Below are 13227 nucleotides of genomic sequence, written 5' to 3' on the forward strand. Positions count from 1 at the left end.
GGTAAGGGGGACGGGTCGTTCACTTGACGCTTCCCGCAGTCAGGCCGGATCGCCAGAACCGCTGGAGACACAGGAACGCCACTACGAGCGGCAGCACTGACAGGAAGGCGCCTGTGACGGTGACGTTGTAGGGGGTGCCGTTGTTGAGCTGTTCCCGCCAGCCGGCGAGGCCGACGGTCACCGGCTGCAGCCGGTCGTCGGCGAGCATCAGTACAGGCAGCAGGTAGTTGTTCCAGATTCCGACGAACTGGAACAGGAAGACGGTGACGAGAGCGGGCGACATCACCCGCAGCGCGATGGTGAAGAAGATCCGCACCTCCCCGGCCCCGTCGACGCGCCCGGCCTCGATGAGCTCGTCCGGCATGGAGTCGGCGGCGTACACCCGGGACAGATACACGCCGAACGGACTGACCACACTGGGGATCAGCACCGCCCAGTAGGTGTTCACGAGATGGATCTCGGAGAACATCAGATACAGCGGCAGCGCGAACAGCGTGGCGGGGACCAGGACCGCCGCGAGCACGGTGTTGAACACCGCTTCCCGGCCGCGGAACCGGTACTTCGCGAGCGCGTAGCCGGCGGCCGCCGACAGCAGGGTGCCGATGGCGGCGCCCACCATGCTGTAGAGCACGCTGTTGAGCATCCAACGGGCGAAGATCCCACCGTCCATGGTGAAGACGTCGCGCACATTGGCCCACAGATCGAAGTGCGAGAACCAGAAACCGCTGGTGGTGAAGAGATAGCCCTTGTTCTTGGTCGCCGTCACCAGCAGCCACCACACGGGCAGCACCGAGTACACGGCGAACAACGCCATGACCGACGTGACGGCCACGCGACCGGTGAACGGACCCGCGGAACGGCGGACTACGGACTGCGGTGCGCTCATGCCCCGGCCCCCTTGCGCTGGGTGAATTTGAGGAACCCGAAGGACAGCACCAGCGTCAGCAGCGCCAGCACTACCGACTCGGCGGCGGCGTACTGGTAGTTGCCGGAGTCGGCGGACTTCTGGGCGGCCAGGATCGGCGTGTACTCGGAGGTGACCGAGTCGGCGATCTGGTGGAGGATCGCCGGCTCGCTGTACAGCTGAAGGGTGCCGATGATCGAGAAGACAGTGGTCAGGATCAGCGCCCCGCGCACCATGGGGACCTTGATGTGCCAGGCCACCCGCCAGCCCGAACAGCCGTCGAGCGCGGCCGACTCGAAGAGCTCGGCGGGGATCGCCTTCAGCGCGGCGTAGATGATCAGCATGTTGTAGCCGGTCCAGCCCCAGGTGACCATGTTGCCGATGGACGGCAGGACGGTCCCTGAGGAGAGGAAGTCGAGGTGCAGGCCGAGATGCGAGGCAGCTGACGCGATAGGGCTCACATCGGGCTGGTAGAGGAACGACCACATGATGGCCGCGATCACTCCGGGCAGTGCGTACGGCAGGAAGAACAACGTCCGGAAGACGCCCGGCCACCGTGCGGAGCCGGAGTCCAGCAGCAGTGCCAGCAGCAGTGCCAGTCCGAGCATCACGGGCACCTGCACCACGCCCAACCCGACGACCCTCAGGATCGATTCGAGGAACTGGCCGTCGTGCAGCACCCGCGTGTAGTTCTCCGCGCCCGCGAAGCGGGTGGTGGGTGCGGTGAGCCCGAGCCCGTCGCGGTGCAGGGCGAACAGGCTCTGGTAGAGCGCGTAGCAGATGGGAGCGATGAAGGTGCCGAGGAACAGCACGCAGAACGGTGCCAGGAACAGCATCGCGCTTCGGATGCGGCGGCGCGCGGGTCCGGTCGGGCGGGCCGCGGGCTGCGCGGCCGCCCGGGCCGGCGTCCGGCTCATGGTGGTTGTGGTGGTCACGGTGGATTCCCGTCGTACGGGCCGCGGGCCGCCGTGGGGTGGGCGGCGGCCCGCGACGCTGTCAGCTGCCCGAGACCGTCAGGCCCTGGGCCTTCATCGCGGAGAGGGTCTTGGACTGGGTGCCCGTCAGCGCATCGGCGAAGGAGCCGCCTCCGGAGTTGGCCTTCTTCATCCCGTCGGTGAAGTCCGCCTCGACCTGAGTCATGGTCGGGCCCCACTGCCAGTTGGTGTCGGTGTTGGCGGCGGCTTCCTTGAAAACGTCGTAGATGTTCTGGCCGCCGAAGAACTCCGAGGGCTGGTTGACGGCCGGCAATGACAGGGCGTCGGTGGCGGCCGGATAGATGCCGGTGTTCTTGATGAGGTTCTCGGTACTCCGGGTGTTGCTGCTGAACCAGTCGGCGAACTCGACTGCTTCCTCGGGGTTCTTGCAGCCCTTGAGGACGGCGGTCGACGAGCCGCCGTTGTTGCCGGCGGCCTTGCCGCCTTCTTCCCACTGCGGCATGGGCGCGACGGCCCATTTGCCCGCCGAGGCCTTCAGGTTCTGGGAGAGCAGTGTGTTCGCCCAGACGGCACCGACGTACGAGACGATGTGGCCCTTGTCGGCGTCCGCGATCCACGCGGTGTCCAGCGCGGGCGTGTTCTTGAGCACCTTGGCGTCGTGGAGGTCCTGCCAGTACGCGGCGACCTTGCGGCTCTGCGGGTTCTCGATGCTCACCTGCCATGTGCCGCCCTCGGTGCCGAACCACCGGCCGCCGGCCTGCCAGGTGAGACCCGCGAAGTCGTACCCGTCGCTGGGCGGGGTGGTGAGATAGACGCTGGGGTCGGCCTTGTGGATGGCCTTGCCGACCTCCGCGAACTGCTTCCAGGTGGTGGGCACCGGCTGCTTGAACTTCTTGAGCACGTCGGCGCGGTAGAACATCGCCTCCGGGCCGGTGTCCAGCGGTATCCCGTACACCTGGTCCTGGACGCTGACTGCCTTCCAGGTCCAGCCGACGTACTTGCCCTTGACGGCGTTGGCGTACTTCGCCACGTTCTCCAGGGCGCCCGCGGCGGCGAAGCTGGGCAGGGACTCGTACCCGACCTGCGCCAGGCACGGGGCATTGCCCGCCTTCACGGCGTTGAGCATCTTGCTGTACCCGCCCGCCGACCCCGATGCGGTCTTCTGGAAAGTGACCTTGATGTTCGGGTGGGCAGCGTTGAACGCGGCCACCGACTTGTCGTAGCCGGGGGCCCAGCCCCAGAAGGTCAGATTCACCTTGCCGCCGGACTTGGCCGCGGTCTTGTCCGACTCCGAGTCGGCGGAGCATGCGCTGGTCATGACCAGCGCGGCGGTGGCCAGCAGAGCTCCGGCTCCGCGCACCCAAGCAGATCTCACAGTTCTTCCTTCCTGGCGCCTCGAAGGCGCGGCTGAGGTGTGTGTCATCAGGGGAGTCGGTCGATATCGGCACAGAGGACCACGAACTCCCACTGGCCCAGCGGCCGGGAGAGAGTGACCGTGCCATCCGTGTACGAGGCCGGAAACCGCTCACCGCGTGCGGTGACCTGCACGGCGGTGGTGGGGGCGGGCATTCCGTCGGGCAGCTGGACGTCGAGTCGGTCGGCGTCGTCCGGTGCCGCGTTCCACACCACGAGCCGCCAGCGGCGTCCGTCGGTGAGCACGTGGGGCACCAGCCAGGGGTGGCCGGACACGCGGGCGTTCCGACCCTCTCCGAGCCAGTCCAGTACGGCGTCGAGCTGGGCGGCACGCTGCGGCGTCATCCGTACCTGCGGAGTGGCCGGCCAGGGGCAGACAGCGGCCTTGCCGCCGAGCTCGTTCTCGTACAGCACCAGTCCGGGGCCGATGTCCGCGCCGCGCGGGTCGACGAGGCGGCTCGCGACGCGGGCTCCAGGAGCCGGGTCGGCGACCGCCAGGGCGCGGTGGCCGTTCACGACCGCGTCGGCGGAGATACGCGCGCCCACGCGGAGCGCGAATTCCGGGTCGGTGCAGATCTCGCGGGCGGGTACGGGACCCTCGGGACCTGGCGTACGCATGCCGTGCACGCCGATCAGGTCACCGAAGCCTCGCCGGTGCAGGATCTCGGCAGCAGGCCCGTCGAGCAGCAGTCCGCCGCGCAGCCAGTCCCGGATCTGTACGTCGTCGTAGGCCCAGCAGGACTCCCCGGCGAGGGCGCGGACTGCGGACTCGCCGCCGCGCGATGTCACCGCGTGGCCGATCGAGCCCAGCCAGCCCGCCCACTCGCGGTGCGGGACCTCGAGCGCCTGCCAGCGACCGCCCGCCGCGGTGCCGTTGGCGTCGATGCGCAGTTCCCGTGCGGTCTGCGGCGACCACGGGATGTCCACACCAACGGTGCGCAGCGAGGTGGGGAAAGTGTCGGCGAGCCAGTCCAGGGTGGGACGCCAGTCGGTAAGGAAGCCGGCGCGGGCGGGCTCGTCGTCGGGGTGGTTGCCCAGGAAGTCGTAGAGGCTGACGGCCAGTCCCTCGCAGCCGAGGATCTGGGCGAGGGCCATCTGCGCGCCGGTCTGCCGGAAGGACTTGTTCCACTGGCCGTACGGCCAGCATTCGATCTCCGGGTAGGAGGCGAGCCCCGGGCGCTGGACGGCGCGCTGCGCGTCCAGCAGGGCTGCGGATGCGGCGAGTTCGGGTCCGGTGGTGTCCGCGTAGGTCCAGAAGTGGGGGCGGTGGACCTCGACGGTGTCCAGCCAGCGGGACCACTGGCGGCCCTCGGCCGCATGGGATTCGGGACGACTGGACATCAGTCCGAGCCTGATGCCGTGCGCGTCGGTGACGGCACGCCACTGAGCCATCAACTCGGTGGCGGTGTCGTCCAGCATGTCGAGCCACGCACCGCGCCAGGGGTGGGGTTCGCCAGGTGCGCTGCAGGCAGCGACGAGTTCGGAGCGGGTGGGCGAAGCGCCCGTACGGGAGGCGAACTCGGCCAGGTGCAACGGGCAGAAGCAGCCGCCCCAGTCGAGCGGGGCGTGGTTGTGGAGGCGGATGTCGTCCTCGATCCACACGGTGGCGATGTCCTCGGCCGCGTACCGGCGCAGGGACTCGGCGAAGTACGCCCGCCAGGCAGGATCGAGGGGGCAGACCGTCACCTCGGCGGCCGTGCCGTGCTGGTCGACCATCGTCTGCCACGGCTCGCGGCGCATCCGGCCCCAGTCGTCGTGACCCAGCGTGTGACCGGGGTTGAGCGAGACGGCAACCCCCGCGGCCCGGAGCGCGGAGCGCCAGCCGCGGGTACGTTCCAGCCAGGAGCCTATGGCCGCCGGCCGCTCGTGGCCGTCGTTGAACTCCATCCCGAAGAAGAAGACGCAGATCTCGTCGGCCCGGCTGTCCTTGACCAGGCGGAGCATCCGCTCGGTGACCTCCGCAGGATCATCCGCGGGATCGACCTGCAAGCGCAGCATGTACCGGGTACCCACGTGAATCAGCCCTCTCGCCTGCCTGTCAGTACTCGGGTGCGGCGACTGCCCACCCGGTTCCAGGACAGAGCTTGATACTTAGAAGCTAAGCAGTCAAGTGACTGAGCGTGGAGCTTTCCGGAGCAGGCACTGCAGAGAATCTCCCGATCGCACCACGGAGGGCTCTTCGAGTGGTGGGGGTCGGGCAGCAGCCGGGCGGGCAGGCTGACACCGACCACGCCGAATCACCTCCCATGGCGTTCCAGAAAAGGTGACTTGAGAGGGTTTCACCCCGCCTCCCGGTCGCCGGATCGAGGCCGGTCCGGCGTTCACGGACGCGACCCGGATCTCGCTTCCCGCGCGCGGCGACGGAGGCACCGGCCGGCCCAGGACTCCGGTCGATCTCTCGCGCTCAAGACCCCACGGCTGAAGCCGGGCGAGTCCGCCTCGGCGGAGTTCGAGCTCACCGCGCTTCAGGACCGGCAATCCACGGACACCATCCATGCCACCGCCCGCACGGACGACTGGCAGGTGTCCGCGAAGCACGAGCTGCTCGTGTCGACGCTCCGGAGACCGGAACGCGCGTGCGGGGCGACACCCAAGCGCGGCGGCTGGAAGGGGCTGTACGGCGTCGACGGTCGGGAGATCGTCGGATTCAGGCGCACCGGCGCCGCAGGCGGCCGGCCTCGCGACGAGACGTTACGGCCGCGGACGCGAGGGGCAGGGTCTACGGCACCGTCCACACCTGCAGGTTCGATCAGGGTTTCCGGGTCTCGTGGACGGTGGAGGGCCGGGGGCACGATCGCCCTCAGGAAGGTGCCGGCCCCCATGCGGGGGCCAACGGCATCTTCGTCGGGTGACAACACGCCGGCGACTCATGGCGGTCGACCGCCATGAGTCGTCGGTTGCCCGGCAGGGAGTCGTCAGGCGAAACGGACTCCGAGTCCGCCGTCCACGGCCCAGTCCGCACCGGTGACGAAGGACGCCGCGTCGGAAGCCAGGAAGCACACCACCTCGGCCACCTCGTCGGCAGTGCCGATGCGGCCCAGTGGATGGACATCAAGTGCCTTCCGCTCGACGTCGCGGTCGGAGTGCTGGGCGAAGTACTCGTCGACGAGCGCGGTCCTGATATAGCCGGGGCTGACCGCGTTCACACGCACTCCGTGCTTCGCCACTTCCAAGGCCATCGACCGGGTCAGGCCGATGAGTCCGGACTTCGCCGCCGCGTAGGGGTACATGCCTTCGCAGGTGAGCTTGGCATGCAGGGAGGCAATGTTGACGATCGAGCCACTACCGCGCTCGATCATGGACGGCAGGGTGTGTTTGGCGCAGAGGAAAGCCGCCTTCAGGTCGACGTCGAAGACCTGGTCCCATTCGGCCTCGGTCATCGACACCGGGTCCGCGTACACATTGCGTCCCGCGTTGTTGACCAGGACGTCGATGCGCCCATACGCGGCAAGGACATCGGCCACCGCCCCGGACAGCGCCTGCCCGTCCGTGACGTCGACATGGGCGAACACGACCCGTCCGCCGTTCGCCGTGAGTTCCTCGCGGAGCGCGATCCCGGCTTTCTCCTCCAGGTCGAAAAACGCCACTGCGGCACCTTCACGCACTGCGGTCTCCACAATCGCCCGACCGATTCCGCGAGACCCTCCCGTCACCAGGACCACCCGATCCGTCAATCGGCCCATACATGCTCCTCCATGTCTCGAGGCTGCGTCCGCAGCCGTGCGGCCCTGGCACCGTGGGGCACCGGACATGCCTAACAGCTTAGCTGCTAAATAAACACGCTGATGCTGCCGTCTCGCGCCGTATCAGGCCGAGACCGGAAGACCGAAGGTGTGACCCGTCGACCGCACGTTATGTGCTCCGTCTGCAGCTGGGTCCCACCGACGCCCCAGAGGCGGTCGGTGACCGCCTGCCGGCCATGGCCCGCACGGCACCGCCCCTGGCGCCCTCTGCGGGGGCCCGGGCCCGTCGTCTCCGGATCGACCCCGACCGGGGGTGCAGGCTGCCGCAGGATGCGTCCGAGCCGGGCATCCTGATCCGTCCCCGAACCGAGTCCACCGTCTTCACCCGGGAACGGCGCAGGGCACTGCCCGCGGTACGGACAGTGCCCCACTGTTCGGCCGTGCTGCGCGACGCCTGCAGGGGTCTTTCGTTTGGATCAGGCTGGAGCGGGGGCTGGTGCGTGCAGCTGCAAGGCGGAGGAAGGAGCCGACGCGGAGCGTCGGGCACTGACGACAACACGGCAGATGTGCGTGCCGGCCCCCGCGAGCCCAGCATGATCCAAACGAGAGGCCCTAGTCCTGCGTGAGCACGTTCAGTTCGGCCGCACCGGCCCAGGGCCGGCCGTTCACCGAGCTCAGGGCGACGAGCTTGACGAACTCGGCGGTGCGTCCGCCGAGCGGGACGGTCTGTTCGTCAGCGCTGTCGGGCCAGGCGCCCTTCGCGACAGGCTGGCCCCAGTTCTGGCCGTCGGCCGAGAGGTAGACCTCGTAATCCTTGATCCGGTCGTTGGCCTGGTTCTGGCGAGGCAGGTACGTGAACTCCTTGAGGGTGTACGAGTCGCCCAGGTCGAGCGTGATGTGGTGCGGGTAGTCCGGGGACGACGCCGACCACGCGGTCCCCCACCAGGTGGCGGGGTCTCCGTCAAGGGCGTTGGTGGCCGGGGTGTTCTCCCCCTCCGTCTCTTGGCTGTCGACATCCACGACCTTGATCTGGTCCTGCGGCAGGTAGTCGGGCGGCACGGTGCCGACCTGGACGGCGGCCCTGGCCGACGACTTCTTCTCACCCGCGGTGTAGGACGCCCTGGCGTCCAGGGTGAAACTTCCGGCGGGGATACCGGGCTTCGGGGTGACCGTCCACGTCACCTTGCCGGTGGCGCCCGGTGCGACGGAGGCGAGCGTGTCCGAGGTCTCGGGCTGCGCGGTCCAGCCCTCGGGGACGGTCAGTTCGGTCCTCACCTCGGTGGCGGCAATCCGCTCGCCGTTGGTGAAGGCCACATCCACCTTGTTGGACGCGCCCGGCACGAGCTTGCCCGACTTCGGCTGAACGGCGAGCGTCGCGCAGGAGGCCGCCTCGTCCGTCTCGCCCAGATCGGTCACGGTGAAGTCGTCCATGACGAAGTCGGCCTGGTCGGGGGCGGATCCGACCTTGCGGATGCCGACGTAGTAGTCGCCGCAGTCGCCCGCGGTGAACTCGTGGTCGTAGCGGGCAGTGGTGCGCTGCTGCCCGAAGAGGGTCTGCTGCGTCTCGGTCGTCCTGGCACCGGTCGCGGCGAGCCGGTCGTACCCGGTGGACAGGGCGTACTGGCCGGCGACGGCGTTCTGGTAGTCGAAGGAGACCCGGTAGCGGTGACCGGGCTCGAACCGCACGGTCTGCGGAATCGTCCGGTAGATGAGCTGGGCGCCCTCCTCGTGGGACTTCAGCGAGTGGTCGCCGTCGAGGGTCTGGTCGGTGAGCTGGCCGTTCCAGCCGGCCTGGGTGTACGGGGCGTGCTTCTCGGAGCGCACGGTACGGATGTCTCCGGGCTCGGTCTGCACGAACGGGCCCCAGCCCTGCTCGTTGTCCTCGAAGTCCCAGTGCGCAACGGTGCCGGCCTCCTCGGACTTGGTCGTCTCCATGACGCGCACGTCGTCGAGCTTGACCTCCGCGTCGCCCGCGGCGGCTGCGACCTTCAGCTGCGCCGTCGCGGCCGTAGCGGTGAAGCGGACGGTGATCCGCTGGAAGTAGGTGCCGCCCTTCTCGTCGATGCCGACGGCGTCCTTGGCCGTGGAGCGGTCGACCCAGTTCTCGGCACCGCCCGCGGTGAGCGTGACCTTGCGGGTCCTGCCGGGCTGAACCTGGGCCCAGACCGAGGCGGCGTAGCGCTTCCCCCGGGTCAGGTCGCGCAGCGTCGTGGTCAGGCCGGTCCCGGTGCCGGAGCCGGGGATGACCGCCTCGTACTGGCCGAGCGCGTTCCGCTTGACGGAGGCGGGGCCGTCAGTCCGCCAGCCCTCGAGCGTACCGGAGTTGAAGCCGGGGTCGGTGACATGGGAGCCCTGGCCGAAGGCAGCCTGCTGGGACTTCTTGGTGTCGTTGCGGTAGAGGACGTAAGGCTGCCCCTTCTCCGCCGTGATGGTGACCTTGCCATCCTTGACGGGGAGCGCACCGACCTTGACCCGGCCCTGGTCGGTCAGCTTGTACAGGGTGACCGAGTCCTCGTTCTTCCACTGCTTGGGCACCGGCCAGGTGCTGGTGCCGCCGGCCGGGTTCCAGTGGTAGGCCTTGTCGCCGGTCCAGGGGAGCAGATACGCACTGCCGTCCTGCACCTTGTCGTCGCCGACGAACACCTGGCGGGTGCCGGAGGCGTCGGTGACGCGGACACCTCCGGTGAGCTTCACCTCATGGTCGGTCCACTCGGTGATCTGCTGCTTCTGGAGAAACTTGGCGGGGAGATTACGGTTCCAGATGTTGGCGTAGAACGCCGTCCAGTCGTTCTGGTTGCCCCAGCCCTCCCACTCCTTGATGTTCGCGGAGCCGAGCAGCGGGTTGTCGATCCAGACGTCCTTCTCGCCGTTGCGGATGAAGCGGATGACCTTGGAGTTGATGCCGCGATTGGCATCGCCGCCGTAGCTCGGTTCATTCGCCCAGTGCGACCAGAGGGAGGAGCGCTCCATCTTGTCGCCCCACTCGGTGCCGAGCTGCCAGCCCTGCTTGCGCAGCTCGGTCTGAAGCCGGTCCGACTTCCAGCCGTGGCTGTAATAGACGTCCATGTAGAGGAACTTGAGGTTGGGGTCGGTCTCGTCGCGCAGTTGCTGGAACCGCTTGGCGATGTCACCGCTGGTGAGGTCGCGACGCTGGTCGATGTAGTACGACTGGCCGAGCCAGTCCCAGCCCTTGGCCTTGGCGTCGACCAGCGTGTCGCTGAACGCCTTGGCCTCCGGGTACGCCTCGGTGGAGTTGACGTGGACGCCAAAGGACGCCCCCCACTTCTTGCCTTCCGCTGCCAGGGTGTTGAGGTCGGCAAGACCGCCGGCCCGCGTGTTGTAGTTGCCGCCGTAGTCGGGGTGGGCGGAGTCGTGACCCTCCTGCGCGTATCCCTTGAGGATGGCGAGCTGACCCAGGCCGTCCGTGGCGAGCGAGATGCGCTTGACGTTGTCGAGGGTCTTCAGGAAGGGGTTGCTCGCGTAGCTGGCGAAGTTGAACGGGATGTGGGTGACGACCCGGTCCGGAGTCTCGTCGGAGCCCTTGGCCTTGACTCCGATCGAGCGGAAGGCGATGGCGCCGTCCTGCCAGTCGACCTTGTCATCGGTGTTGCGGTCGCCGGTCACGACGATCTTCGCCCAGGGCAGCTCCTCGGTGAAGGGTGACCCCTTGGCCCGGTAGGTCCACTGGCCGCTGGAGACGCCGACCTCGGTGGTTCCGGCGGTCTTGACAGCCTGGCGCTGGACCCGGGTGTTCTCACTGGAGGCCTCGTCCTGCACGGAGTTGGTCTCGATCGCGGCGGCCAGCCGGTCGGTGTTGACGATCGCGTACGCCGACCCCTGCGGCGTCGCGTCGGCGGGCGTGTCGTCCGTGACCCGGGTGAAGGTGTCGCCCGTGCCGTTCTTGTCGGGATCGACGCGGGCCGCCGTGACGTGTGCGCCGGGTTGGTCTCCGCGCACGGACAGGAGATTGTGGCCGGGAATGCTGATCGTCGAGACCCGGAACGCATCGGTGTCGGTGATCTTGTCTATCCGGAAGGTGACCTGGGAGCTGTCCACGGCGATGTGCGCGTCGATGCGCAGGCCGTCCAGACCGGGGAACGTGAGCCGATAGCGGACGGTCGAGCCGTCGACGGTCGCCACGCCTTCGGCCCGGTAGGACGTGCCGTTGAGAACCACCGCGTCGAGTGGCTCGGCGCGGCCGCCGAGTACGGCGCCGGTGGCCCGGTCCGTGTAGTCGACGATGTAAGGGAACTGGGCACCGGTCCGCACCCGCAGGCTGCCGGACTCGATGACGGGTGAGGCGCCGACCCCGTTCGTCGTGCGCGCGGTGTCGGTCGCTGCAGTGGCCGGCGTGACGACGGCGGGCGACACCGTCAGCACGGCCGCCAGGAAGAGACCCGCTTGTGAGAATCTTTGCATGGACACTACTTAGCAGTTAAGCAGTTATGTTGCCAGAGGTCGGACCGCATGGATTCCATCGCCCGGCCGACCGCCGGCATCCGCAGCAACGACCGGGGCGCCTGGAGGCGCTGGTCAGCTATCTGCCTAGCTGCTAAGTTGCTGATCGTGGAAACCGAAGAGAATCTGCGCAGCCGTGAGTGGTTCGGCGGGGACATAAAGAACGGCTTCATCGCCCGGCACCATCTGCGGGCCACCGGACTCGGCTCGTGGGCCTTCGACGGGCGCCCCGTCGTCGGCATCTGCCAGTCCGCCTCCGATCTCACGCCGTGCAACCGGCATTTGACCGGGGTGGCGGACGCGGTTCGGCGAGGCATCCTCCGGGCCGGTGGCGTACCGCTGGAATTTCCCGTGTTCTCCCCGGGAGAACCCTTCCTGCGACCGTCCTCGATGATGTACCGGAACCTGATGGCCATCGACGTCGAGGAGGCGTTGCGGGCCAACCCGCTCGACGCCTGCGTCCTGCTGACCGGTTGCGACAAGACGACGCCGGCGGCCCTGATGGGCGCCGCCAGCGCCGACCTGCCGTCGATCGTTCTGACCGGCGGTCCCATGCTCAACGGGCGTTTCCGCGGCAAGGCGGTCGGCTCGGGCACCGACATCTGGCGGATGACCGAGGAACTGCGGGCCGGACGCATCGAGGAGGCGGAGTTCACCGAGTTCGAGTCCTGCCTGAACCGCTCGGCCGGGCACTGCATGACCATGGGCACCGCCTCCACCATGGCCTGCCTCGCAGAGGCGCTCGGCATGATGCTGCCCGGCGGCGCCGCGCTGCCGGCCGTCGACGCACGTCGCACCGTGCTGGCCGAGGAGACCGGGGTGCGCGCCGTCGAGATGGCCCGGGCGGGGCTGCGCCCCTCGCAGATCATGACCCGCGAGGCCTTCGAGAACGCCGTCGTGGTCAACGCCGCGATCGGCGGCTCCACCAACGCCGTGCTGCACCTGCTCGCGATCGCGGGCCGGGCCGGCGTTCCGCTCGGCCTCGACGAATTCGACCTGCTGGCCCGCCGGGTGCCTCTCCTGGTCGACCTGATGCCCAGCGGACGCTTCCTGATGGAGGAGTTCGCTTACGCGGGCGGTGTGCCCGCCCTCGTCACCCGTATCACCGGACTGCTGCACTCGTCCCCGGTCACCGTCACCGGCAAGCCTCTTGTCGAGGAATGCGCCGGCGCCGAGGTACACGACGACACGGTCATCCGTCCGCTCACCGACCCCGTGCAGGAGGCCGGCAGCGGCATCGCGGTACTGCGCGGCACTCTGGCCCCCGGCGGAGCGGTGGTCAAGCAGTCCGCGGCCTCGCCCGACCTGCTGGTCCACGAAGGCCCCGCGCTGGTATTCGACTCCTTGGAGGAGTACACGGCCGTCATCGACGACCCCGAACTCGACGTCACCGCCGACACCGTGCTGGTGGTACGTGGCATGGGGCCACGCGGCTATCCCGGGATGCCGGAGTCCGGCAACCTGCCGCTTCCCCGCAAGCTCCTCGAAGCCGGTGTCACCGACCTCGTCCGGATCAGCGACGCCCGGATGAGCGGCACCGCGTACGGTGCCTGCGTGCTGCACGTGGCCCCCGAGGCCGCCGTCGGAGGCCCCCTCGCGCTGGTACGCACCGGCGACCGGATCCTGTTCGACGTACCCGCCCGCCGTCTCGACCTGCTGGTCGATCCGCAGGAACTGGAGGCACGACGGGCTGCCTGGTCTCCCCCGGCACCCGCCGCCGAACGTGGCTGGACCAAACTGCACATCGACCACGTCCTCCAGGCGGACCAGGGCGTGGACCTGGACTTCCTGACCGGTTCCAGCGGCAACGCGGTGCCCAGGAAGGCGTTCTGAC

General features: G+C 68.6%; 7 protein-coding genes. 1 reads left to right on the forward strand and 6 read right to left on the reverse strand.

Going from position 1 to position 13227, the window contains the following annotated elements; all coding sequences use genetic code 11:
• Positions 1-19: 19 nt before the first annotated feature.
• From OG878_RS02400 to OG878_RS02425, 6 genes are all read right to left on the reverse strand, one after another.
• A complete protein-coding gene (locus OG878_RS02400) occupies positions 20-886 on the reverse strand; it encodes a carbohydrate ABC transporter permease (protein ID WP_328885174.1) in 867 nt (288 codons plus the stop codon).
• Positions 883-1821, reverse strand: a complete 939-nt coding sequence (locus OG878_RS02405) for a carbohydrate ABC transporter permease (protein WP_443049225.1) — start codon at positions 1819-1821, stop codon at positions 883-885. Before OG878_RS02405 ends, OG878_RS02400 begins: the two co-directional genes overlap by 4 nt.
• 79 nt (positions 1822-1900) lie before the next feature.
• The gene (locus OG878_RS02410; RefSeq protein ID WP_328885176.1) at positions 1901-3214 is read right to left on the reverse strand and encodes an ABC transporter substrate-binding protein; all 1314 of its coding nucleotides are present in this window, start codon (positions 3212-3214) and stop codon (positions 1901-1903) included.
• A gap of 47 nt (positions 3215-3261) precedes the next feature.
• On the reverse strand, positions 3262-5250 hold the full coding sequence (locus tag OG878_RS02415; RefSeq protein WP_328885177.1) for a hypothetical protein: 1989 nt from the start codon (positions 5248-5250) through the stop codon (positions 3262-3264).
• Between the two features lie 917 nt (positions 5251-6167).
• Entirely contained in the window at positions 6168-7004 is an 837-nt protein-coding gene (locus tag OG878_RS02420) for an SDR family NAD(P)-dependent oxidoreductase (RefSeq protein ID WP_328885178.1), read from the reverse strand.
• A 543-nt stretch (positions 7005-7547) separates the two neighbouring features.
• Positions 7548-11354, reverse strand: coding sequence for an endo-alpha-N-acetylgalactosaminidase family protein (locus tag OG878_RS02425; protein WP_328885179.1), 3807 nt, complete (start codon positions 11352-11354; stop codon positions 7548-7550).
• 144 nt (positions 11355-11498) lie between these two features.
• On the opposite strand from OG878_RS02425, the gene OG878_RS02430 reads away from it, so the two are divergent.
• Positions 11499-13226: an IlvD/Edd family dehydratase gene (locus OG878_RS02430; RefSeq protein ID WP_443049226.1), complete on the forward strand. Its 1728-nt coding sequence runs from the start codon at positions 11499-11501 to the stop codon at positions 13224-13226.
• The last annotated feature ends 1 nt before the right edge of the window (position 13227 follow it).

It is taken from the genome of Streptomyces sp. NBC_00316, from assembly GCF_036158715.1.
Taxonomy (GTDB): Bacteria; Actinomycetota; Actinomycetes; order Streptomycetales; family Streptomycetaceae; genus Streptomyces.